The sequence below is a fragment of the Kingella kingae ATCC 23330 genome (assembly GCF_900111845.1).
GTDB lineage: Bacteria > Pseudomonadota > Gammaproteobacteria > Burkholderiales > Neisseriaceae > Kingella > Kingella kingae.
The window spans coordinates 170,271-190,514 of record NZ_FOJK01000059.1 but is presented as its reverse complement, the minus strand read 5'-3'; the positions used below and the strand labels follow the sequence as shown (position 1 = coordinate 190,514).

At 45.8% G+C, this 20,244-nt stretch carries 31 protein-coding genes, 1 tRNA gene and 1 pseudogene; 19 read left to right on the top strand and 14 right to left on the bottom strand.

Features of this window, described 5'->3' with window-relative positions; genetic code table 11:
- The 4 genes and pseudogenes from BQ5809_RS10930 to BQ5809_RS10055 form a co-directional block, all read right to left on the bottom strand.
- Positions 1–88: pseudogene (locus BQ5809_RS10930) on the bottom strand (IS5/IS1182 family transposase); the annotation flags it as partial.
- Positions 89–426: 338 nt separating this feature from the next.
- On the bottom strand, positions 427–678 hold the full coding sequence (locus BQ5809_RS10065) for a helix-turn-helix domain-containing protein (RefSeq protein ID WP_032827694.1): 252 nt from the start codon (positions 676–678) through the stop codon (positions 427–429).
- Between the two features lie 62 nt (positions 679–740).
- Positions 741–1,028, bottom strand: coding sequence for a CII family transcriptional regulator (locus tag BQ5809_RS10060; RefSeq protein ID WP_003786518.1), 288 nt, complete (start codon positions 1,026–1,028; stop codon positions 741–743).
- 9 nt (positions 1,029–1,037) lie between these two features.
- A complete protein-coding gene (locus BQ5809_RS10055; RefSeq protein ID WP_003786520.1) occupies positions 1,038–1,244 on the bottom strand; it encodes a helix-turn-helix domain-containing protein in 207 nt (68 codons plus the stop codon).
- 113 nt (positions 1,245–1,357) lie between these two features.
- Here BQ5809_RS10055 and BQ5809_RS10050 point away from each other — a divergent pair, with 113 nt between their 5' ends.
- From BQ5809_RS10050 to BQ5809_RS09980, 17 genes are all read left to right on the top strand, one after another.
- Positions 1,358–1,978, top strand: a complete 621-nt coding sequence (locus BQ5809_RS10050; RefSeq protein ID WP_003786522.1) for a LexA family protein — start codon at positions 1,358–1,360, stop codon at positions 1,976–1,978.
- Positions 1,979–2,085: 107 nt separating this feature from the next.
- Positions 2,086–2,361 (top strand): hypothetical protein, encoded by a 276-nt coding sequence (locus tag BQ5809_RS10045; RefSeq protein WP_003786523.1) that lies wholly within the window; start codon positions 2,086–2,088, stop codon positions 2,359–2,361.
- A complete protein-coding gene (locus tag BQ5809_RS10040; RefSeq protein ID WP_003786525.1) occupies positions 2,358–3,497 on the top strand; it encodes a HigA family addiction module antitoxin in 1,140 nt (379 codons plus the stop codon). Before BQ5809_RS10045 ends, BQ5809_RS10040 begins: the two co-directional genes overlap by 4 nt.
- Positions 3,484–3,984: a hypothetical protein gene (locus BQ5809_RS10035; RefSeq protein ID WP_003786527.1), complete on the top strand. Its 501-nt coding sequence runs from the start codon at positions 3,484–3,486 to the stop codon at positions 3,982–3,984. Before BQ5809_RS10040 ends, BQ5809_RS10035 begins: the two co-directional genes overlap by 14 nt.
- Before the next feature lie 249 nt (positions 3,985–4,233).
- The gene (locus tag BQ5809_RS10030) at positions 4,234–4,443 is read left to right on the top strand and encodes a hypothetical protein (protein ID WP_003786529.1); all 210 of its coding nucleotides are present in this window, start codon (positions 4,234–4,236) and stop codon (positions 4,441–4,443) included.
- 48 nt (positions 4,444–4,491) lie between these two features.
- Complete coding sequence (locus BQ5809_RS10025; protein ID WP_003786531.1) at positions 4,492–4,854, top strand: hypothetical protein; 363 nt, start codon at positions 4,492–4,494, stop codon at positions 4,852–4,854.
- A 210-nt stretch (positions 4,855–5,064) separates the two neighbouring features.
- The gene (locus tag BQ5809_RS10015; protein WP_003786535.1) at positions 5,065–5,355 is read left to right on the top strand and encodes a hypothetical protein; all 291 of its coding nucleotides are present in this window, start codon (positions 5,065–5,067) and stop codon (positions 5,353–5,355) included.
- Between the two features lies 1 nt (position 5,356).
- A complete protein-coding gene (locus BQ5809_RS10010; protein ID WP_003786537.1) occupies positions 5,357–5,578 on the top strand; it encodes a hypothetical protein in 222 nt (73 codons plus the stop codon).
- 75 nt (positions 5,579–5,653) lie between these two features.
- A complete protein-coding gene (locus BQ5809_RS10005) occupies positions 5,654–6,106 on the top strand; it encodes a hypothetical protein (protein ID WP_003786540.1) in 453 nt (150 codons plus the stop codon).
- An 82-nt stretch (positions 6,107–6,188) separates the two neighbouring features.
- Positions 6,189–6,344, top strand: coding sequence for a hypothetical protein (locus BQ5809_RS11030; protein WP_003786541.1), 156 nt, complete (start codon positions 6,189–6,191; stop codon positions 6,342–6,344).
- Positions 6,345–6,423: 79 nt separating this feature from the next.
- Entirely contained in the window at positions 6,424–6,795 is a 372-nt protein-coding gene (locus tag BQ5809_RS10920; RefSeq protein ID WP_003786543.1) for a phage replication initiation protein, NGO0469 family, read from the top strand.
- A 77-nt stretch (positions 6,796–6,872) separates the two neighbouring features.
- Positions 6,873–7,088 (top strand): hypothetical protein, encoded by a 216-nt coding sequence (locus BQ5809_RS10915; protein WP_003786545.1) that lies wholly within the window; start codon positions 6,873–6,875, stop codon positions 7,086–7,088.
- 66 nt (positions 7,089–7,154) lie between these two features.
- Positions 7,155–7,634, top strand: a complete 480-nt coding sequence (locus BQ5809_RS09995) for a siphovirus Gp157 family protein (RefSeq protein ID WP_003786546.1) — start codon at positions 7,155–7,157, stop codon at positions 7,632–7,634.
- A 108-nt stretch (positions 7,635–7,742) separates the two neighbouring features.
- The gene (locus tag BQ5809_RS09990; RefSeq protein ID WP_003786547.1) at positions 7,743–8,150 is read left to right on the top strand and encodes a hypothetical protein; all 408 of its coding nucleotides are present in this window, start codon (positions 7,743–7,745) and stop codon (positions 8,148–8,150) included.
- Complete coding sequence (locus BQ5809_RS09985; protein WP_003786548.1) at positions 8,147–9,100, top strand: hypothetical protein; 954 nt, start codon at positions 8,147–8,149, stop codon at positions 9,098–9,100. The genes BQ5809_RS09990 and BQ5809_RS09985 overlap by 4 nt, the downstream gene beginning before the upstream one ends.
- A 13-nt stretch (positions 9,101–9,113) precedes the next feature.
- Positions 9,114–9,275: a phiTE_015 family protein gene (locus BQ5809_RS11175; protein ID WP_003786549.1), complete on the top strand. Its 162-nt coding sequence runs from the start codon at positions 9,114–9,116 to the stop codon at positions 9,273–9,275.
- A 6-nt stretch (positions 9,276–9,281) separates the two neighbouring features.
- Positions 9,282–9,575: a helix-turn-helix transcriptional regulator gene (locus BQ5809_RS09980; protein ID WP_003786551.1), complete on the top strand. Its 294-nt coding sequence runs from the start codon at positions 9,282–9,284 to the stop codon at positions 9,573–9,575.
- A 20-nt stretch (positions 9,576–9,595) separates the two neighbouring features.
- On the opposite strand, the gene BQ5809_RS09975 is transcribed toward BQ5809_RS09980, so the two are convergent.
- Together BQ5809_RS09975 and BQ5809_RS09970 are read right to left on the bottom strand one after the other, a co-directional pair.
- On the bottom strand, positions 9,596–10,609 hold the full coding sequence (locus tag BQ5809_RS09975) for a site-specific integrase (protein ID WP_003786553.1): 1,014 nt from the start codon (positions 10,607–10,609) through the stop codon (positions 9,596–9,598).
- A gap of 183 nt (positions 10,610–10,792) precedes the next feature.
- A tRNA-Glu gene (locus BQ5809_RS09970) sits at positions 10,793–10,868 on the bottom strand.
- Positions 10,869–11,022: 154 nt separating this feature from the next.
- Here BQ5809_RS09970 and trxA point away from each other — a divergent pair.
- Positions 11,023–11,355: a thioredoxin TrxA gene (gene trxA, locus BQ5809_RS09965; RefSeq protein WP_003786555.1), complete on the top strand. Its 333-nt coding sequence runs from the start codon at positions 11,023–11,025 to the stop codon at positions 11,353–11,355.
- 106 nt (positions 11,356–11,461) lie between these two features.
- On the opposite strand, the gene BQ5809_RS09960 is transcribed toward trxA, so the two are convergent.
- The 4 genes from BQ5809_RS09960 to BQ5809_RS09945 all read right to left on the bottom strand — a co-directional run bounded on the left by BQ5809_RS09960 (position 11,462) and on the right by BQ5809_RS09945 (position 16,320).
- Entirely contained in the window at positions 11,462–12,616 is a 1,155-nt protein-coding gene (locus tag BQ5809_RS09960) for a THUMP domain-containing class I SAM-dependent RNA methyltransferase (RefSeq protein WP_003786558.1), read from the bottom strand.
- A gap of 74 nt (positions 12,617–12,690) precedes the next feature.
- On the bottom strand, positions 12,691–13,845 hold the full coding sequence (locus BQ5809_RS09955; RefSeq protein ID WP_003786561.1) for a GDSL-type esterase/lipase family protein: 1,155 nt from the start codon (positions 13,843–13,845) through the stop codon (positions 12,691–12,693).
- A gap of 12 nt (positions 13,846–13,857) precedes the next feature.
- Positions 13,858–14,880, bottom strand: coding sequence for a peptidoglycan O-acetyltransferase PatB (patB, locus tag BQ5809_RS09950; RefSeq protein ID WP_003786562.1), 1,023 nt, complete (start codon positions 14,878–14,880; stop codon positions 13,858–13,860).
- 9 nt (positions 14,881–14,889) lie between these two features.
- A complete protein-coding gene (locus BQ5809_RS09945) occupies positions 14,890–16,320 on the bottom strand; it encodes an MBOAT family O-acyltransferase (RefSeq protein ID WP_003786564.1) in 1,431 nt (476 codons plus the stop codon).
- 434 nt (positions 16,321–16,754) lie between these two features.
- On the opposite strand from BQ5809_RS09945, the gene BQ5809_RS09935 reads away from it, so the two are divergent.
- Positions 16,755–18,674, top strand: coding sequence for a TonB-dependent copper receptor (locus tag BQ5809_RS09935; RefSeq protein WP_003786569.1), 1,920 nt, complete (start codon positions 16,755–16,757; stop codon positions 18,672–18,674).
- A 188-nt stretch (positions 18,675–18,862) separates the two neighbouring features.
- On the opposite strand, the gene BQ5809_RS11650 is transcribed toward BQ5809_RS09935, so the two are convergent.
- The 4 genes from BQ5809_RS11650 to BQ5809_RS09915 all read right to left on the bottom strand — a co-directional run bounded on the left by BQ5809_RS11650 (position 18,863) and on the right by BQ5809_RS09915 (position 20,236).
- Positions 18,863–18,928, bottom strand: coding sequence for a hypothetical protein (locus BQ5809_RS11650; RefSeq protein WP_476733805.1), 66 nt, complete (start codon positions 18,926–18,928; stop codon positions 18,863–18,865).
- Entirely contained in the window at positions 18,925–19,275 is a 351-nt protein-coding gene (locus BQ5809_RS09930) for a type I phosphomannose isomerase catalytic subunit (protein WP_003786572.1), read from the bottom strand. The genes BQ5809_RS11650 and BQ5809_RS09930 overlap by 4 nt, the downstream gene beginning before the upstream one ends.
- A gap of 136 nt (positions 19,276–19,411) precedes the next feature.
- Positions 19,412–19,675, bottom strand: coding sequence for a hypothetical protein (locus BQ5809_RS09920; RefSeq protein ID WP_003786574.1), 264 nt, complete (start codon positions 19,673–19,675; stop codon positions 19,412–19,414).
- Positions 19,676–19,696: 21 nt separating this feature from the next.
- Complete coding sequence (locus BQ5809_RS09915; protein ID WP_003786576.1) at positions 19,697–20,236, bottom strand: hypothetical protein; 540 nt, start codon at positions 20,234–20,236, stop codon at positions 19,697–19,699.
- Between the last annotated feature and the right edge of the window lie 8 nt (positions 20,237–20,244).

Here is a 20,244-nt window from a genome sequence, read left to right as displayed (position 1 = left end):
GTAAATTTTTCTTGCGATAAATGCCAAGCTGTTTCAAAATAGGTAACAGTCTTGACCATGTTTCATTTGTAAGCGTGTTTCGGGACATGGCAAAGGTTTAGGATGGTTGTGTGGAAACAATATCTTAAATCCTTTGCCTCTTCTTTTGAATTGTCAATAGCCCCTAGGGTATATTTCACAAATATTAAAATTTATCAAATAGTTGTTTGTGAATACAGGTTCTAATAATCCCGTGCATGATTTGGGGGTGTACGCCGTTAGTGCATTGCTGCAAAAGAGCGTTATAGTCAATTACCATCCTTCACAGTCCTTCTGAATTAGTCTTTGGCAGGGACATCAACCCATTTGCTACCGCATTGGTATTTTTCGGTTCATTGTTTAGACCAACGGCTGCCGTTTCCAACGGTACGAGTGTAATAAAAATACTCACTTTTCGCCCTCCACTTGTGGCAGCCAATACTCAAAAATACCCTGCTCTCTATCCACCAAAACCGCCTGCACAGCAAAGCCATGCGCCCGAATTTCGCTAATTCGCACCGTGTGCGACAAGCAGCGAAATTTCTCACGAATTTCATAATTGCGAATCCGCCTACCCGTGAGCAAATACTGCACAATGCGGTCGCATTGGCTTCCCTTTTTAAACGGATAGGGCTTGTCTTTTGGGTTAATCGGTTGCATAATTACCTTTCTTAAACATAACTCACTTGCCCTGTTTGCCTTGTGCATTCAGGGCGTTTTTTTCACTCATCATCTAGCACACGCTGATAATGCAAAATCATCTGCTCCGCCATAAATTTGCGTTCGTGCGGTGTAACCACACACGCATCAATCGGTACGATTTTCAAATCCAGCGCAGCCAATGCCGCGCACAAATCTTCCAATTCGCCGTCTTTCATGCGGCTCACTTTGCTTTCACTCCAACCCATGGCATCGCTTAAACCTTTTTGCGACAAGGCAGCAAGATGGCGCAAGACCAGTCTTTCGTTATTGCGAGCAGTTGCGGCTTGTTTGGGGGATAATTTAGTCATGTTGAAAACCTAATTTGATGCACGGCTTAATTCTCCACGCTGTAATTTTTCATTCATATAAAGAATGTTTTGTGCAATTTTGAACGACAGTCTTTTGCCGCGTTTGCCGTGCAATAAAGCATTGATTAGCGGTTGAGAACAGCCAACAAATGAAGCAATTTCAGATTGCGAGAATCCAGCATCAATTAAATCTTGAATGGATTTTTGCCAATTCATAAATCACCTTCTTATTAAAAGTTCAGCTATTTTAATAACATTTGTGATTTATTGTCAAACACCAATGTGTTTTTATAAATGATTACAATCGTAATAATTTGAAAGGATTTGTGATGAGCTTTAACGAGAGAGTAAAAAATCGCCGTTTAGAATTGGGGTTGAGCCAAGCGGCATTGGGGAAATTGGCAGGCGTGCCACAAAGCACAATTGGTCAGATTGAAAATGGGCGCAATAAAAGTTCTACCAAAATTCTTGAACTTGCACACGCGCTGCAAACTACTGTTGAATATTTGGTAGATGGCGTAGAGCCAGCGCAAAAGCAGCCCTCACTCCCCAACGTGTCCGAAATGCCCACACCTTTATATAGCGTTCCCGTCATTTCATGGGTGCAGGCTGGTTCTTGGCAACCAGTAGAGCTGTTTGACGATGACGACTTGGAATACATTGTTTGTCGCACCAAGCTAGGCAAAGACGGCTATGCCCTGCGCGTTCGCGGTGACAGCATGCAGCCCGAATTCACCGAAGGCGATATTATCGTGATCGACCCACACGGCGAACCACGCGCAGGCAGCTTTGTCATTGCCTTGCACGATAACGAAACCACATTCAAGCAACTGGTGTTTGACGGCAGTCGCCCCATGTTGCGCCCACTCAATAGCAACTACCCCTATCTGCAAATCAAAGAAAACGACCGCATTTTGGGTGTTGTCAAAGAAAAGGTTAAATTGTATTGAGTGCAGGCTGCTTTTTTGCGCCCCCATTCCGCCATAAAGCAGCCTGAAAATCTTAAAATAACAGATTTACACAAAGTGTAAATTTTGAGAAAATAGAAAGGAAGTCAATGCAAGTAAACTTTAAAAATGATTATTTGCGTTTGCTATTTTGCGATAAATATTTTCAAGGCGATTTAGGTGTAAGAGCTACACAATCCTATCGCTTTGCTGTGCAATATATTTTATCCGCCCACAGCTTAAATGATTTACACGCAGCAGCCTTTCTCAACCTATCTAATCAGTCACCGTACAGCGTCAAAATAGACCAAAAACACCGATTAGCCCTAGAGATAGACGCAGAAGGGCAAATCCATTTAATAGACATCATCAAAGCAGAATCATGAATTCATTATCATCAGCCGAGCCAATACATGCAGGCATCATTTTAAAAAGCGAATTAGCCGCACGAGGCTGGACGCAAAACGACCTTGCCGACATCATTAACCGCCCACCTAAAACCATTAACCAAATCATCACAGGCAAAATGGGGATTACTGCCGACACCGCCATGCAGCTTTCCTATGCTTTGGGTATTTCAGCCGAAACATGGCTTAATTTGCAATCGCGCTATCAGCTTTCGCTTTTAGCGGCAGAAAGCGATAAATACGCTGATATCCCACGCCGTGCCGCTTTGTATCAAAACTACCCTATCAAAGATATGCTCAAACGTGGTTGGATTCAAGCAGGAGAAACTTTGGACGATTTAGAAAACGCCATAAAAGCATTTTTCCAAATCGACCAGATTCATCAACCTTGCGCCTTCCAATTTGCAGCCAAACAAAACACCGCTGCTTATATGCAACCCATTAGCGCAGTCAATTTAGCATGGCTGCACCGTGTCAAACAGCTTGCAAAAGCGCAAATTACCACAGACAAATTCAGTATTCAGGCAGCAAAAAAAGCGATTGAACAACTCTCCGCTTTACTACTCTCACCCGAAGAAATCCGCCATGTGCCACGCATTTTGTCAGAAAGCGGTATCCGTTTTGTATTGGTAGAAAGTTTGCCCAATAGCAAATTAGATGCCGTATGCTTTTGGTTGGACGAGCAAACCCCCGTCATTGGCTTAACCCTACGATACGACCGCATAGACAATTTTTGGTTTACTCTACGCCACGAGTTGGAACACGTTTTACAAGGCGACGGCAAATCCACACCTATTTTAGATGAAGATATTGGCATAGACAGCAATACGCTACCACCCGAAGAGCAACGAGCCAACCAAGCTGCGGCGGATTTTTGCGTACCCAGCCAAAAACTAGACAGCTACATTATCCGCGCAGGAGCTTATTTATTTTCCGAGCAAAAAATCAAAGCCTTTGCAGGAGTTAATAAAATTCACATCGGATTAGTAGTGGGGCAGTTGCACAACCGAACAGGCAAATACCAACAGCTACGCAAGCACCTTATCCCTATTCGTTCATTTATCTTAAACGGCTCAACCTATGATGGTTGGGGCTTAACTTATGAGGTTGAATAAAATGAGTGCCAAGAAAAACGAAATAAACCATATTGTTGAACAATACACACAAGCCAAAGGCATTACAAACGGCATTATCGACAGCCATGATTTAGCAGGTTGGGCAATAAGCCAAGGCTTATACAAACCCAATTATCAAGATGAAATTAATTTAGCTGCTAAAGACTTTTCACGTCATTTCCGTGAAGAAGTTCGTACCGACCCAGCAGGGAAACGCTATCGCGCTAAACATGCTGTAAAAGAATCTGTCAATGGCAAACAGCGCACTTTATGGGCAGACATGGACGACCCCAACGTTCCTGTAAACCATTTTGAAAAAGCCTTTTCACAACGCCGTCAGCAAATTGTTGGAGATTGCTTCCAATTAAAAACCGATGTTGATGTATGTAATGAGAAAAAAAGCAGCAATATTCAGTTATCGTTAGACTTTACCGATGACGTGGCAGAAGCAGAATATTTGCGCGACTATGAAGAAGCCGCCGCTTAATCAATAAGTATTTTGCACAGCCTTTCCAAGAAGCATGTCGGAAATTCCGACATGCTGATATTGAAATTTAATCACCCGATTTAAGCAGCCTGCAATCCAAAGTGCAGGCTGCTTTTTTGCGCCCCCATTCCGCCACAAGGTTGAATGGGCTTTTTTATGCCTAAATTTGTTTGATTGCAAATCAAGTGGTTAGAAAAATAACACGTAAAATATAACAAATTAACAACGCCACACGAAAGGGTAAACAAAATGAAAACACTATCCATCATCACCCAAGCAGGCACTTTTCCAGTAGCAAGTTTTGAAAAAGGCAAATTGGCTTTTTGGCGCAGACAGGCAAACGGCTCAATCGCCAGCGACATCAAACCGATTTTGTGCAAAAACATCAAAGAAGCAAAAGCCTACATCGCAAAATGCTATCGCGGCAACCAAGGCGAAGTGGAAGTTGTAGCCAGTTAAACCACACGGTGGGCAACACGCCCACCCCAACACAAAAGGCAATCAAGCATGACAACGAATAATCACAATTTTGGCGACAACAACACGCTGGGCGACTACAACAAGCTAGGCAACTGCAACAAGCTGGGCAGCTCATTCAAATTCGGCAAATGGCTAAAAATGGAAGGGGTTGAAGTCATCAACTTCATGACCATGGCAAACGTAGACGGTTCAGGGCGACAAATACAAATCATCGTCCACACCAAAGGCTTGCTAATCCGTGCAGGCTGCTTTGTTGGCACGCTGGACGAATTTTGCGCCAAAGCCGAAAGCGAATACAAAACCCGATACAGCAAAGTCGTCCGTGCAGTAGCAGAAGCTTTTTACGCCGACGTTATCGCATCAGGCGAAACAGGTGGCTGGGACGAATAAATCAGGAGAACATCATGTGCAGAAATTCACCAAGGAGCGAAAACATGCTAAGCAAAGTAGCCAATAAGCACACCTGTCAGCAATGCGGCAAGCAATACAACACCGCAAAGAAAGTCAGTCGTAAATTGTGTCACGCATGCGCAGACAAAGCTCATCACGAAAGAATGAAGCATCTGATAGAGGCGCAGAAATTCATCAAGGAGCGAAAACATGCTAAGCAAAGTAGCCAATCTGCCATTGCCTGAAGCATATCAACCACGCAACGCAGGCGATTTAGACGACTTAGACTACTGGCAGCTAGAAGAAGATGCCTACAACTGCACAGTAGCCCAATACTGGGCGCAGGCAGCGCGATACTTTGAAAAAGCCATCGCAGAAGACAAAGCCGACCCATTCGAAGACGAAGATGAAGCCATTTGTGCCATTGCCGATATGGCGGTGGAAATGGGTCGCAAGTTTCATCAAAACCAATTAGCAGAATACGGATTAGGGAGATTTTGAGATGAACCACGAAGAAATGCAGCTAGACGACGCATTCCGCGCCAAATTAAGCAGCCTGAAAGCGCAGCACAGCAACATCAACGGCATTTTCGACCCTCAGACGCGCGAAGCATGGTTTGATTTAAACGGTACAGAAATCAAGTTTGATTTAGCAGACAACAGCAATCAGTTTTTGCACATCAACCAAGTATTCAAAGCCATTGAAAGTTTTTTACGTGTCTAAAAGCCTATTTACAGCAGCAATTTAACCAAGTTGCTGCGAATAAGTAGATTTTTAACCGCTTACAAAGGGAGCAACATGAAACACCCAAACATCACACAATTAAAAGCATTATTACCCAGCAAAGAAGCAATAAGCGGCTTTATTGCAGGCGTAGTATTAGCAGTTGGCTTAGCTGCTAGCTACAACGTCAAAGCCAAGCCCATGCTAAAACCGCAATACCACATTGCACTCAAAACCTACGATTGCGACAACCGCCGTCAAATCCCGATTGATTGGTATGTAAACAGCGATTTAGCCCCAGCATTGCAACGATTAAACGACCTATGCCACCAAGAAAAAGCAGCGTTAGCACTGGCGCAAGTTTGGGAAAAAATCCAATGGCAGGAGTGGTTTATGAATAAGCAAAGCAGCATAACCCTAAAAAAAGGGTGGTGCGAAATGACGTTAGATGAGCAGGAAGCCAACGAATTGTATTCAATGCTGACATTGTTTGGTTACGACGATTTTGTGCCAGCAAAAGCAGCCTGAAATCACAAATCCAAGCGGTATTAAACCCAGTTTAATACCGTTTCAGTGTGTGATTTTTTATTTCAACCACAGGAGCAATGTCATGAATAACTACGATGATTGGTTCACACAATGTCAGCAACCAATTGAACACGACCCAATGTACTGGGAAGCGTACAACAACTCAAATGAAGACAACCTGCCGTTCATAACAGATTACAAGCCAAGCGGCGAACCCATGTACGACACGCCCTTTTAAAGCAGCCTGAAAACTGCCAAAACCGCCCACAGACGGTATCTGTGAGACCGAAAATTTTTTAACCGATTGGAGACCGAAAATGTCCTTAACTTTAACCGCAACCCAAGAAAGCAATTTTAAACCCGTACCAGTAGGCACACATCACGGCACCGTTATTCGCATTATCGATTTGGGCACACAAAAGACCGAGTTTCAGAATGAAATCAAAATGCAGCCCAAAATTCTCATTCAGTGGGAAATTCACACAGACGGCGACACTGAATTACTAACAGAAGACGGGAAACCCATGATTGTCAGCAAACGCTATACAGCTTCCATGCACAGCAAAAGTCAGCTAGCCAACGACCTAAAATCATGGCGCGGACGTGATTTCACAGAAGAAGAAAAATCCGCATTCAATTTAGCCAATATTTTAGGCAAAACCTGTTTGCTGTCTATTGTTCACGAGTAAAGCGCAGACAAAACAAAAACCTACGCCAACATCGGCTCAATCAGCAACAAGCTGAAATCGTACACCCCACCCCCACCGTGAACGAACAATACGCCTTTGATTTAGCCATTCCAAATTGGGAACTATTTGAAAAGCTGAATGAAAAAGTTAAAGAACAGATTAAAAACAGCCCTGAATATGCCCAATGGCACGCAGGCGTAGAAGCACCTACCCCACCCACACCACCGCAACAGCGTGAAGAAAACGGTACAGTAGAACCGCTTGATGATGTTGAAGACGACATTCCCTTTTAACCACCAAAAGCAGCCTGAAATCCATTTAAAACCCCACCATTTAACCTTTATCAACAGGAGAGAGCCATGAAACTCTACGAATGCACCGCAGATATTCAAGCGGTACTCAACCACCACTTTGACAGCGACACCGAACGGCAAGACACCCTAGAAGCCGTCATCGGACAGTTTGACGAAAAAGCCCAAAGTGTTGTTGGCTATTGGCTGAATCAAGAAGCCGAGCTAAACGCGTTAGATTTACACATCAAAGCCATGAATGCTCGCCGCAAAGTTCTAAAAAACCAGGCTGACAGCCTGAAAGCCTATTTGCTACGCAATATGCAAGCTGCACATATTAAAACGATTAAAGCTAACAACGGCACATTTACCGCCAAGATTGCCAAAAATCCCCCAAGCGTAGAAATTTACGATGAAATGCAAATCCCTGATGACTATTGCAGTTTCAAGCGAGAAGTCAGCAAAAGCGCGATTAAAGAAGCCTTGCAATCAGGCATTGACGTACAAGGCGCGCGCTTGGTGCAGAGCGAAGGCTTGCGGATTAAATAGACAGCCCGAAAATGCGTAAATCCAACCAAACCGCGCAACGTGCCGCCCAACGCCGAAACTGGACACGTTGCGCCATGAAAAAACTCTACCGTAAACAGGACAACAATCATGCAAGCCGTAGCTGATTTATTTTTACCCAAACGCAAATTTAAGCCGCAGCAAGCCAGCCCTGCTCAAATTTTTGAACCTGTTCCCAAGCAAATTAAAAAAGTGTACCACGAAAGACACGGCGACGGCGTAATCTTCTACACAAGCAGCCCACACATTGACGAACCATTTGCCGTTGTCGCGTTTATCTTTGCGACAAGAATAGACACGCTGCAAGTCCCACAAAGCAGCCTGCAACCAGTCAAGCACCCCGATACCGTGCGTTTAGATTTTATCGCAGACAAAGAGCAGCAAATCGCCAATATTTGGCTACCGCGCGAATGCGTAAAAATGATGAACCTACACGATATTCGAGCAGCAATAGACATGGCGATTGAAATGCAGAAAAACGAAAGCAAAAAATCATGACCCAACAACCCAGCCTAAAACAAATCCGCACAGCCCAAAAGCAAGCCAAAGCCATTAAGCAAATGCAACGCGTCTTAAAATCCAAGCCATTGACCAAGCAACAAATCAAACAACGACAACAAAACGCCCCACGTATCAGCGCAAAACAAAAAGCCTATCGCCAATATTTAATTGACGACACACGCGAATGTTTTAGCCATGAAGATGCCATTGCTGCCGTCAAAAAAGCCGATGCCAAATACAACGAACTTGTTTATTGTCGCGACTGTTTTGTCCACAACGGCTACTTCCAGCAACTGCACCGTGTGTTAAGCATATGCGTAGCCTTATATGATGAAGACACATGGTTCACAAACGTGTTAGACCAAGCCCAACAAGCCCTGCAACAAGAACCCAGCACACGCGACCAAAGCCCCAACCAACGCCGCGCCTTGTTGCAGCCCCTTTTAGACATGATTGACATCGGCTACGCCATCATGAAAGGCTTACCCAAAGACACTCAAACCCAAGCAAGTCATTACAGCATGGGCGTGCAAATTTATGCCTATTATTTAAGCTTTCACGAATGCAGCCACCAAGCCACCACAGGCTTCATCAACATCGCCAGTGGCATGAAATGGCAAGACGCACTCAAACAAGCAGGCATCAAAGGCAAAGAAAAAATCGAAGCATTTCGCCGACAAATTTTGCAGGCTGCTTTGTGCGTCTACCGCATAGCCGAATGCGATGACCAAAGTATAGGCATGCCTGTGCCGCACAGCATAAGCGATTTGCGCCACAAAACATACAAACGATGGAGTGTATTGGGCGCACTAGCCAACGCCTGCGCGGTTGCCAAAACCAAATACATCACACCGTTTGAAAACAAAACCGCATTGAGCTTAACCGCCAACTTTGGCAAACGCGAAGCAGCCATCAGCAACCGCTTGGCACAGGTTAAATTAGCATGAAAAGGAAAACGAAATGAGACAAGCATTTGAAAACTGGCAACGCAGCATTGGCAACGACGACCGTTTGCAATTTGATGAAGCAGAGCAGCAATATCAAGACATCAGCATAGATTACGCATGGATAGGCTGGCAAGCAGCCCAACAAACCGTCCCAATGCCCCAACCACAGGAGTAAGCAAAAATGCAGCTAACCGAAACCACCGCGCAAGAACTCATCAAGTGCATAGAACAGCTAGCCCAAAGCCAACAAAAAACATGGCTGTCCACGCTAACCGAAAAATCCACCACCTTGCTGACCACCCAAGACATCGCCCAGCTAACCAATTTTAGCTACCACCACACCTACACCGACATTGTCGCCCGACCCGATTTTCCGCGTCCCATTAAAATCAGCAAAGCAGGCAAAGGTCGCGAATGTCGCCGTTGGATAGCAGGCGAAGTCATCAGCTATCTCAAATCACTATCAAAAATCTAGGGCAGGGCGGTTAGAGCATTCTAACCGTCCATTTTTGCCGCCAAATCCTCCGCCCTAGGCGCATAATAAGTATTCAACAAAATCCGCAAATCACGGTGTCCCGAAATTTTCGCCAACTCCATAGGCGAATAAATTTGCGCCAACCGCGTCAAAGCCTCGCGCCGACTATCGTGAAAATGCACATCGCCCAAATCCGGGCGTTCGCGCAATTTGCGAAACAGCGCATCAAGCGACCCCTTTGTGATATTGAACACACGCTCATTTTCACGCACCTGCGCCAATAATTTCAAAATCGCCACCGCCTTCAAACTCAAAGGCACATCACGAGCATAGCCATTTTTAGAATCAGGCAAATGCACAAAACGCCTATCCAAAAACACATTATCCCAAGTCAAAGTCACCATTTCGCCACCGCGCATTGCCGTCTCCAAGCCAAAATAAAACGCCGCCGCCACACGCTGCGTCGATTTTACAGGCAAACAATCCAGCGAAAACCCAGCCACATAAGCAATCGCCGTCGCCATATCATCGGTAACACGTTGCGTCCGTTCCTTGCCATGGTTAGGCTTATCCAAACGAAGCATAAAATTTTCAGGCAGCAAACGCCATTGCTTGCTTGCCACCGAGCACACATGCGACAACACATTCCATTCACGGCGAACCGAGCTTTGAGCAATATCCGCCATACGCCCATTTGCCCATTCCTGAAAATGCAACTCCGACAAATTAGGCAAACGAACCTGCGCCAATGGCGTTTTCAACACACGCTCAATAATATTGATTTCATTTTTCCAACCGCGCTTTTTGGGACTCACTTCTTTTTTGTAGCGTTCCAACACTTCGGCAAACAAAATATTGGGCGAGCCGCCAAATCGCATGGTTTGCCAATCCGCCTCGGTTTTAGCAGCCCACGCTTCGGCATCGGCTTTACGCGGAAACACTGCTGCTTTGCTAATAGCAGGCAGTCCATTTTTAGCGCGATGTCGCACCTGCGCGACCCAGCCGCCAGTTGGTTTTTTGCGAATTGTAGCCATGATTTTAGTCCTATTTTTGGTTGCAAATTTGGTTGCAAATTGGTTGCAATCATACCCAAAAATAAACCAAATTCAAACAAAATAAGTGGCTTTTTGCAAATTGATGATAAGTTGAGATAAAAAGATAAGTCATTGAAATAAAAACAAAACCTTGCTAGAATGTGCAAGGTTTTTGTGGGAATATGGCACGCCCACAGGGATTCGAACCCCGGTTGCCGCCGTGAAAGGGCAGTGTCCTAGGCCTCTAGACGATGGGCGCGTAAGGGCGTGATTATAATTTCGCACGATGAAAAGTCAAGAAAATTCACTATATTGTGCATATTCAAAAGCTATCATGAGTGCAGGCTGCTTGAATTATTGTGCAGAAAGCCTTATCTTACGAACATTCACTCACAACCACAAGGAAAATTAAAATGTCTAATCAAATCGTTCACGTTACCGATGCGACTTTTGAAGCAGAAGTTTTGCAATCTTCACAACCCGTTTTGTTGGATTTTTGGGCACCATGGTGCGGCCCTTGCAAAATGATTGCACCGATTTTGGACCAGCTGGCTGATGAATGGGCTGGCAAAATCAAAATCGCCAAAATGAATGTGGATGACAACCAAGCTATTCCAGCACAATTCGGTATTCGCAGCATTCCCACTTTGGTGGTGTTGAAAGACGGTCAAGTTTTGGCGACTCGTCCAGGTGCATTGGCTAAGCCACAACTGGAAGCGTTTGTGAATGCGTCATTAGCAGGATAAGCGATTTCTAAATAGTATCAAAGTGCAGGCTGCTTTGAATGGTTTGATACCGAGAAAAAGCAGCCTGCACTTTCTATTACAAATAGGTTGCAGGCTGCTTTGACCATTATACCGATTTATCGCGATTGCTGCCCGCAACCATATCAAACAAAAACAATCGGCAATCTAAATTACCGTTATACAACGGAATTTTTCGCTTCGGTTTCAATCGCATCAATTTCGGCATTTCCATATCGCCCGTAAACATACCAGCCGTCCAACCTGCGTAATGCTGTTTCAGCCACGAGCCTAGCTGCGGATACAGCGCGTGTAATGCCTGAACTTCCGCCAAACGCACACCATACGGTGGATTGGACACAACCACGCCATTTTCGCCATTCGGGCGCGTGTCTTGCGCATCTAGCGTGTTGATTTCAATAAACATATCCACTTCCGCCGCTTGCGCGTTTTCTTTGGCGGCGCGTGTCATAAAACGGTCGTTGTCTGACGCGCTGATTTTTGCCAACGGTTTGTCTTTGATTTGCGAACGCGCTTCGGCTTTCAATTTAATCCATAACGCTTTGTCAAAATTCGCTAAATTCTCAAAACCAAAACGGCGATTTAATCCAGCCGCACGGTTCAGCGCAATCAAAGCTGCTTCAATCGCAATCGTGCCGCTGCCGCAAAATGGGTCTTGGAATGGCTGCGAGCCATCATAGCCAGCCAGCAATAGCAAACCTGCCGCCAAATTTTCGCGCAATGGGGCTTCGCCTGTGTCTTGGCGGTAGCCGCGTTTGAACAAGGCTTCGCCGCTGGTGTCAATGAAAATGGACACGTTGCGGTCGTCCAAAAAGGCGTGAATGCGGACATTTGGGCGCGTTTTGTCAATGCTTGGGCGTTCGTCGCAATGGTCGCGGAATCGGTCACATACGCCATCTTTGATTTTTAGCGCAATAAAATCAAGGCTTTTAACGTTAGCGCGTTTGCCTTCCACTTTCACGCGGAATGTTTGATTGACGCTGAACCAGTCTTGCCATTTCAGGTTTTTGGCGGCTTTGTAAATGTCGTCTTCGCCGCGATAAGTAGCGCGTGTGAGTTGCAGCAACACGCGACTGGCGGTGCGCGAATGCAAATTCATGCGGTAAACGTGGGCGAGTGTGCCTTTGCATGATACGCCGCCGTCTGTTGGGGCGATGTCGGTGCAGCCTTGTTGTTGCAGTTCTTGCGCCAAGATGGGTTCTAAACCGCGTGGGCAAGTGGTGAATAAGGTGTAAGTTGTCATAATCTTTCTTTACTTATGTTAATGTGCAGGCTGCTTTTTAGGATTTAAAAAGCAGCCTGCAATATATTAAAGTGTTATCTTGCTAAATCAATTAAATAATTGGCCAATTGGTCGGCAGCGGTTTGGTAGCCCAATGCCTTGAAATGCACGCCATCGTTTGCTGCCAAGCCTTGACTAATCCAGCTAGTCATACTGCATTCGCCGCCCATAGCATTTTCCCAAGACCAAAACAGAACGTTTTCATTATACGCCACACGTTGCTGCATGGCTTGAACTGCCGTCAGCTGAATCGGGCGAACACCGCATTCGCCTGTTTTGCTTTTGAGCGATTCGGGTGCACCCACAATCAAAATCCCTGCGTTGGGCAAAGTCGCTTTAATTTGCTGGATAGTGCGTTGCCAAGTGGCTTCGGTTTGAGCGATGTCTAGTTTGTCGTTAAACGCTTCGTTGGTGCCGTATGCCAAAATTACCAAATCGGCTTGGGTTTGTTTTAAGTCGTCCGTCCAGTTTGGTCGCCATTTTGACCATTGGCTCAACTGTGCGCCATTCACGCCCATTGCCGACACGGTTACGCCATTTTTGCGATTTTCAATGTTGATTGCACCCAGTTGCCATGGAAAGGCATCGGCGTTAATTGTCAATGGCAAAACGGTGTCAATGTTCAAGCGTTGCCAATCGGGCGATGCAATATCAAATGGCTGTCCGTTTACCGTAATCGTTTGTGGCGCGGCTATTGGTTTTGCCCACACTTCAATATTTTGTAAACCGACTGTGTTGGCATCATCGCTCGCCGCTTCAATCGTCAAAGAAGCGTTGGGTGCGGATTGAGCCAGCACACCGCCCAATGGAAAATCGGCAGTTGTAGTGCGTGTGCTAGACGTTGTCCAACCATTGTTTTGATAACGAACGGTTGCGCTACGTTGTCCGCCAACAGGCGCAGGAAAAACCCAGCCAATGCCGCCATTGCCCCATTGCGCTTGCAGGCGTGTGCGTAATTGGTTGGTAAAGTAATCGCCAGCGGTGTGCGAATCGCCAATCTGCACAATGCGGAATTTACGCATCACGCCATCGTTGTTGTTGGGTTGATTTAATTCGCGCAATTTTTGTTGCCACGATGTTTGAACCACCGCCACAGGTGCGTTTAATTGGGCTTTTTGTACCATAGCCGCGCAAGGATTATTGGTGCTGCTGCTGCACAAAAGCGTAAAAATCAAATGTGAAATATTCATAAAATAAACCTATTAGGGCTGAACCACAATTTTGGACAAGACATAATTTGCCAAAACTTTTTGCCCTTCCGGTGAAAAGTGAATGCCATCTGGGCTGCGATAGCGTACGACTTTACCGTTTATGGTTACGGAATCGCTGTATTTGTCTGCGCCGTTGCTCAATAAGTTTGCAGTCGGCAGCCACACTACTTTATCGTGCAGCGTTTGCGTCAAAATTTTGTCTAAATAACGCATTTGCGAATCCAGCTTGGTTTGGCGCATAAAAGGAACGCTGAGCCAAATCACTTGGGCATTGTGTTGTTGTGCTGCGGTTAAAATACGATTAACGCGATTTAGGTATTCCGCTTCCCATTCGGGCGATGCAAAACGCAAATATGCGCCGCCTTTTGGGTTGGCAAAATCCCAAGGGTCATTTGCGCCCAAGAACATAACCAGTAGGCGAATATTGCTGTGTTTTTTGAACGTGTCTTCAATGGTTTTGGGCCAATCAAAAAAGCTGGGATACGATAGCCCTGTGCTTTGTTTGCTTAAATTAACCGATTCAATGCCGTGTTGTCGTTTCAACGCTTGTTGAACGTGTGGCGCAACGCCTTGCATCAACGAATCGCCTGCAAAAAAGACTTTGTCGCCTGTGTTTAAAATAGCGTGTTCAAGTGCAGGCTGCTTTTGCTGTTCCGCTTCGGCTTCGGCAGCTTCGGCGGCTTTTTGTGCAGTGGCTTTTTGTTCTGCTGCACGTTTTTCGGCTTCCAAACGCGCCAATTCTTGCTCTTTGGCAGCACGTTTGGCGGCAGCAACATTCACAGGCAGTTGCGCGTTTTGCTGTTCTAGCCACAACTTAAATTGCTCAAACGATTCATAAGCGGCGGTTTGCAGTTGTCCGCCTGTTGCCCATGCTTGCGATTGCGATAGTTGTTCCAATGGGCTGGTTTGATGATAAGTTTGTTGCCAATATGCGTTGATGGAATTTTGGCTGAACCAAATCACACTCGCGCCACTCAATACCAACGAAGTAAATAGAGAAAAAAAGCGTTTCATGATTTCTCCTTAAAAATTGGCATAAATAAAATTGGGAATGCCTGTGGGGGCAAACACAATCACGAGTATTAAAATCAAGCTAATCGGGATAAACCAAAGCCACATGGGCAATTTTTCCAAACCGCGCACCGTGATATGAAACAGGCGCAATAGCAGCGGATACAGAGCAATCATCAAACCAAAACCAGCCAGCAACGCGATATTCGCCCAATCGTTAATAACCCAACCTTGTTGATTGGCAAACAGCGCGGTGAACACCATTTGGGCATCGCCTAATGTGCGTGTATTAAAAATCACAAAAGTAAAACACACAAAATGGAACGTGATGATAATTGCCAGCCAGCGCGTCCATTTGCTATGGCTTAACCAGTTGCGCCCGATGATTTTGTCGCCCAAATTGAGCAAAACCAACGCCACACCGTGCAATGCGCCCCACAGCAAAAAGTTCCAGCCATAGCCGTGCCAAATGCCCGACAACACCATGGCAAGCAGCAAATTAATTTGCGTCCGCACCCAGCCACCGCGGCTGCCGCCGAGTGGAATATAGATGTAATCGCGAATCCATGTGGATAGCGTGATGTGCCATTTATCCCAAAAATTACGCAAATTGTGGGCGCGTAGTGGTGCAGCAAAGTTGTAGGGCAACTTAAAGCCGAGCAGCATTGCCATGCCGATGACTAAATCGCTGTATCCCGAAAAATCAAAAAATAGTTGGAATGTGTAGCCGTAAATCGCAGCCAATACGCTCAATCCGTCAAATTGCATGGGGTTTTCAAACACAGGCGACACCCAGTCATTGGTAAGGCTGCCTGCCAACCACCATTTTTTGGCAATACCCAATAAAATCAAGCCAATCGCCAAGCTGGGACGAATCATACTGCGTGGACTGCTGCTGCGAATTTGCTCTAACGCACCCATATGTTCGCCATTGATGCTTTTGAATGCGTGTGAGCGAATAATCGGGCCTGATGTAATGGTTGGGAAAAAGCTCAAATGCAGCAGCAATTCGTGCCACGAAAAGCGTTCGGCATCGGGAAAACGGTAGCTGTGCAACAAATAGGCAATAGACTGGAAAACGTAGTAAGAAATGCCCAGCGGCATCACAATGTCTATGATGTCGTTTTGCCCCAAGTGGCTTTGAATGGCGGGGCGAAAGAAATCGTAATACTTAAAAAAACACAAACCGCCGACAGCAAACGCAATGCCTGCCCACAATTTGGTTTTGCGATAGCGAGCCGATTGCAGGCTGCTTGCTAAACCATGCACCACAGTCGTCAGCACCACAACAGGCGCAAGCAACCACGCGCCTACGCTGTATAGCCAGCCCAAACCTGCTGCCAGTAACAGCCAATTTTGCGTTTTGACCGATGGTGATGCGAGCCAATAAATCGGCAAAAACAATAAGATAAACAAAGCAAATTCAATGGAAAGCAGCGGCATGGTGTAACAATATTGTGTGATAAAAAATGGTGGATAAAATCAATGTGCAGGCTGCTTGAAAACCGCAGAGTTGGCGGTTGGGCAATGCAAAAAAGTGAAAAGGGGGTATTGTAACAAAATAATCAAAAACGAAACCATAGTTGATGCACTTATCTTTTGCTACTGCATTGCCAACGCCCTTATGTACTTGATGTACACGGCGGGCGTTGTCGCCTTGTATCAAAAAATAATTGCATAAACTATATTTTTTAATTGGCAATGAACACGTGGTTAAACAATCATAAAAAATTCAGGTTTTCCCTAAAAAATAGCTCAATTTATCGTCAAAAAATATAAATTTTGATTTTGGTCAAGTTGGGAGTCTTTGCAAAAAATTTACACTATTGTATCGTATAACAAATTTTTACAACAACAATGATGTTACGAGGGAACAAATGAAGAGAAATATTCAGTTGGTTGTTTTGAGCGCATTGTCGGCTGGCGCATGGGCGGAAAATGCTACTCCGCACGAGTTAGACCCGATTGTGGTAACAGGAGCGCAACAAAAACAAGCAGGGGTGGTGCAGTTGGATACCAAAACCGCGCTGCAACCTTTACCAGCCAATGACGGCGCAGGATTGCTAAAATCTGTGCCGAATATGAGCATTATTCGCAAAGGTGGTAGTTCGGGCGACCCACTGTTTCGCGGATTGGGTGGCTCGCGTTTGGCGGTGCAAGCCGATGGACAGTTTATTTTGGGCGGTTGCGGCAATCGCATGGACCCACCAACAGCTTATATTTTCCCCGATGCGTACGACAAAGTAGTCGTAACCAAAGGTCCGCAAACGGTGACGCAAGGCATGGGTTTGGTAACAGGTTCGGTGCGCTTTATTCGTAAAACGCCCAATTTTGTGGAACAAAAAACGCATTTGAACGCGGCTTACACGCTGGGTAATTTTGGTCGCCAAGATGCAATGGTCAGCGCCAGTGCAGGCAATCAATGGGCTTATGTGCGATTTAATGGCACATACAATAAATCGGACGATTACAAAGACGGCGACGGCAACCGCGTGCATTCGGCATTTGAGCGCAACGGACAAATGCTGCAACTGGGCATAACTCCAACTACCAATACCGATATTTCGGCAACTTATGAACGCAGTCGCGGCAAGGCTGCTTATGCCGACCGCATGATGGACGGCAGCAAATTTGACCGTGATGCTTGGAATATCCACGCTTCGCAACGCAATATAACCGACTGGTTGAGCGAAGTGGAATTGCGCTATGGTCAAAGCACGGTGGACCATGTAATGGATAATTTTAATTTGCGTCCGTTGAAGGGAATGGCAAGGTTAAGCAATCCAAAACGCAAAACCAATACAGGGCAATTCAAAGCAACGATGGATTTTGGGCGATTGAATGTGCAGGCTGGTTTGGATTATATGCGCGACAAGCGACTGATGCGTGGTGGCGTGAATTACACACAACGGTCTTTTATGCCAGACCAAAGTTTTAAACATTGGGGGGCATTTACCGAATGGAATTGGCAGCGCACCGATAATCAAAACTGGATTGCAGGTTATCGACGCGACCAAGTTACAGCTATTTATGACCCTTATCCTGTTAGCGACAACGCACGCGAGCAAAAATACACACTTGATTCGGGATTTGTGCGCTTAGAGCAGCAAATAGGTCGCGTAAAATACTATGCAGGGTTGGGTATTGCAGAACGTTCGCCAGATTATTGGGAGCGTAATGCGAGCGAGACACTAAAACCCGAACGAAACACCCAAATTGACGTAGGCGCAATTTGGAAGCAAGACAATTTGGAAGGTTCGATTTCTTTGTTTGGCAGCCGCATTAAAGATTTTATTTTGATGACACCTGATGCCAGTGGCCCGAAAAACGTCAATGCCACACGTTTAGGTGGTGAAGCAGAAATCAAATACCGTTTTATGCCCAACTGGAATGTTAGCAGCAGCTTGGCATATACCTACGGCAAAAATCGCACCGATAATGCTCCATTGGCACAAACACCGCCTTTGGAATGGAAAACAGGCTTAAATTGGGACAATGGCAAATTCAGCGCAGGTGCTGTGTGGCGTGTCGTTGCCAAGCAAAGTCGCTTCCATAAAGGCTATGGCGGTATTGCAGGACGCGATGTTGGCTCGTCTGCTGGATTTGGCGTGTTGTCGCTCAACGCAGGCTGGCGCGTAAACAAACAAATGACCGTGCAGGCTGGTGTGGATAATGTGTTCAACAAAGCCTATGCCGAATTTGTGAGCAAAGGCGGACACCCAAGCGCAGGCACGCAAACTACCCGAGTAAACGAACCTGGACGACAAGTTTGGTTGCGTGTGCAAGCGCAGTTTTAATCTAATTTAGCAAAGCAAAAGTGCAGGCTGCTTTTTGAGTGAAAACACACACAAAAAGCAGCCTGCACTTTTATAGTGGTTTAAATTTAGATTAGTACAGCGTTGCCAACTCCCTTATGTACTAGGTGTACACGGCGGTCGTTGTCGCCTTGTCCTAATCTAAATTTAATCCACTATATTTTGGCATTTTAAACATGGCTCGCCATCATTTCCAAATTGCCAGTAAACGACCATTTTTCAATATCACTAGTCAAAATAAAATGTACGCCTTTTTGCAATGTAAACGCTTGCTCGTCAATTGTTCGTGGCTTTGTGCGTGGTGTCCGTACACGATTTCGGCATCGTCATCGGCGACGATAATGTACCAGCATTCGGTTTTGCCCAAGCTGTTTTCGTGTTGCATGGCATAGTCATCATTGGGGTGAACTTGCATGCTCAACCAGTCTTGCGCGTCCAAAATTTTGGTTAGCAAAGGAAATTCTGTGCTTTGGCTGTTGCCAAATAATTCGCGGTGTTGGTCAAACACGCAATCTAGCGTTTTGCCTGCGTGCTCGCCATTAACAATGGTGGATAAGCTATTTGGGGCGCCGAAATGGCTCAATATTCGCCTGTGGTTTCGCTGGGAATGTCGTAGCCAAACACGCGGCGCATGGCGTTGCCGCCCCAAATTTTGTCGTGAAAAGTGGATTGTAAAAAAAGTGATTGTGAAGTCATGATTTTTTGTTTGGTTGATGAAATTAGCGATAGCAAACGCGCTGTCTGGTATTTCTATCGTAAAAACAATCGCGCACAGGGCGGTCACGATAAATCACGGTGGATGGTGGTGTTTCGCTGATATTGACCACCGTGCCAGCAGGCGCGTTCACAGTAATGGTTTTGTGAACGGTGGTTTGGTTGGACACGGGCAAATCCAGCGCGGCAAAGCGACCGTCTGGGCTTTCGGCATAAACGCAACCACCCAAGATTAGGGTGGCGCAAAGGGTGTAAACCAAGTTTTTCATGTGCAGGCTGCTTTTTGTGGATTAAATTTGCTTTTTTTTAACCATTTTGTGTTTGTATTTTTCGCTACCTGCGCGGGTGCTGCATCTAAAACACAAACACATGGCGTTGTCTTTTGTTCGGTCTAGCAGGTTGTTTTTGCGGCGCAATATGGCTTTTTTGAGCGGCAATGGTCTTTGGCAAAACACGCACAATCGCCCTTGCTTGTCCCACACACTTTGCTTCATTGCGTGGTATTGTGCGATGTTGCTCGCTACTTGGTCATACAGTTGATGCAATTCGGTTTTAATCGCATCGTTGGCGTGAATGTTGGCAATGGTTTTGTGCGATGGCATTTGCGAGTCTTTTTTAAAATTGCAGTGAATGTGTACCACAAACAAATTGACTACGCTTTCCAACCTGCTTTCCAATTTGGGCGAGCGCACCCATTTATAGACGGCGCGTGGGATATAGTGTTCCAGCGACCATTGTTCTGGGTCATCGGCAATGGGTTTGCCGCAGATAATGCACACTCCTCGCGTTTTGTCGTAGGCGCGTTTTTTGCGATAGCGTGATGGATTCATACGCACAC

Bases quoted from the DNA above. Each gene is read 5' to 3' on its own strand.
- BQ5809_RS10065 (WP_032827694.1), bottom strand. From the start codon at position 678: ATGCAACCGATTAACCCAAAAGACAAGCCCTATCCGTTTAAAAAGGGA.
- BQ5809_RS10060 (WP_003786518.1), bottom strand. From the start codon at position 1,028: ATGACTAAATTATCCCCCAAACAAGCCGCAACTGCTCGCAATAACGAA.
- BQ5809_RS10055 (WP_003786520.1), bottom strand. From the start codon at position 1,244: ATGAATTGGCAAAAATCCATTCAAGATTTAATTGATGCTGGATTCTCG.
- BQ5809_RS10050 (WP_003786522.1), top strand. From the start codon at position 1,358: ATGAGCTTTAACGAGAGAGTAAAAAATCGCCGTTTAGAATTGGGGTTG.
- BQ5809_RS10045 (WP_003786523.1), top strand. From the start codon at position 2,086: ATGCAAGTAAACTTTAAAAATGATTATTTGCGTTTGCTATTTTGCGAT.
- BQ5809_RS10040 (WP_003786525.1), top strand. From the start codon at position 2,358: ATGAATTCATTATCATCAGCCGAGCCAATACATGCAGGCATCATTTTA.
- BQ5809_RS10035 (WP_003786527.1), top strand. From the start codon at position 3,484: ATGAGGTTGAATAAAATGAGTGCCAAGAAAAACGAAATAAACCATATT.
- BQ5809_RS10030 (WP_003786529.1), top strand. From the start codon at position 4,234: ATGAAAACACTATCCATCATCACCCAAGCAGGCACTTTTCCAGTAGCA.
- BQ5809_RS10025 (WP_003786531.1), top strand. From the start codon at position 4,492: ATGACAACGAATAATCACAATTTTGGCGACAACAACACGCTGGGCGAC.
- BQ5809_RS10015 (WP_003786535.1), top strand. From the start codon at position 5,065: ATGCTAAGCAAAGTAGCCAATCTGCCATTGCCTGAAGCATATCAACCA.
- BQ5809_RS10010 (WP_003786537.1), top strand. From the start codon at position 5,357: ATGAACCACGAAGAAATGCAGCTAGACGACGCATTCCGCGCCAAATTA.
- BQ5809_RS10005 (WP_003786540.1), top strand. From the start codon at position 5,654: ATGAAACACCCAAACATCACACAATTAAAAGCATTATTACCCAGCAAA.
- BQ5809_RS11030 (WP_003786541.1), top strand. From the start codon at position 6,189: ATGAATAACTACGATGATTGGTTCACACAATGTCAGCAACCAATTGAA.
- BQ5809_RS10920 (WP_003786543.1), top strand. From the start codon at position 6,424: ATGTCCTTAACTTTAACCGCAACCCAAGAAAGCAATTTTAAACCCGTA.
- BQ5809_RS09995 (WP_003786546.1), top strand. From the start codon at position 7,155: ATGAAACTCTACGAATGCACCGCAGATATTCAAGCGGTACTCAACCAC.
- BQ5809_RS09990 (WP_003786547.1), top strand. From the start codon at position 7,743: ATGCAAGCCGTAGCTGATTTATTTTTACCCAAACGCAAATTTAAGCCG.
- BQ5809_RS09985 (WP_003786548.1), top strand. From the start codon at position 8,147: ATGACCCAACAACCCAGCCTAAAACAAATCCGCACAGCCCAAAAGCAA.
- BQ5809_RS11175 (WP_003786549.1), top strand. From the start codon at position 9,114: ATGAGACAAGCATTTGAAAACTGGCAACGCAGCATTGGCAACGACGAC.
- BQ5809_RS09980 (WP_003786551.1), top strand. From the start codon at position 9,282: ATGCAGCTAACCGAAACCACCGCGCAAGAACTCATCAAGTGCATAGAA.
- BQ5809_RS09975 (WP_003786553.1), bottom strand. From the start codon at position 10,609: ATGGCTACAATTCGCAAAAAACCAACTGGCGGCTGGGTCGCGCAGGTG.
- trxA (WP_003786555.1), top strand. From the start codon at position 11,023: ATGTCTAATCAAATCGTTCACGTTACCGATGCGACTTTTGAAGCAGAA.
- BQ5809_RS09960 (WP_003786558.1), bottom strand. From the start codon at position 12,616: ATGACAACTTACACCTTATTCACCACTTGCCCACGCGGTTTAGAACCC.
- BQ5809_RS09955 (WP_003786561.1), bottom strand. From the start codon at position 13,845: ATGAATATTTCACATTTGATTTTTACGCTTTTGTGCAGCAGCAGCACC.
- patB (WP_003786562.1), bottom strand. From the start codon at position 14,880: ATGAAACGCTTTTTTTCTCTATTTACTTCGTTGGTATTGAGTGGCGCG.
- BQ5809_RS09945 (WP_003786564.1), bottom strand. From the start codon at position 16,320: ATGCCGCTGCTTTCCATTGAATTTGCTTTGTTTATCTTATTGTTTTTG.
- BQ5809_RS09935 (WP_003786569.1), top strand. From the start codon at position 16,755: ATGAAGAGAAATATTCAGTTGGTTGTTTTGAGCGCATTGTCGGCTGGC.
- BQ5809_RS09920 (WP_003786574.1), bottom strand. From the start codon at position 19,675: ATGAAAAACTTGGTTTACACCCTTTGCGCCACCCTAATCTTGGGTGGT.
- BQ5809_RS09915 (WP_003786576.1), bottom strand. From the start codon at position 20,236: ATGAATCCATCACGCTATCGCAAAAAACGCGCCTACGACAAAACGCGA.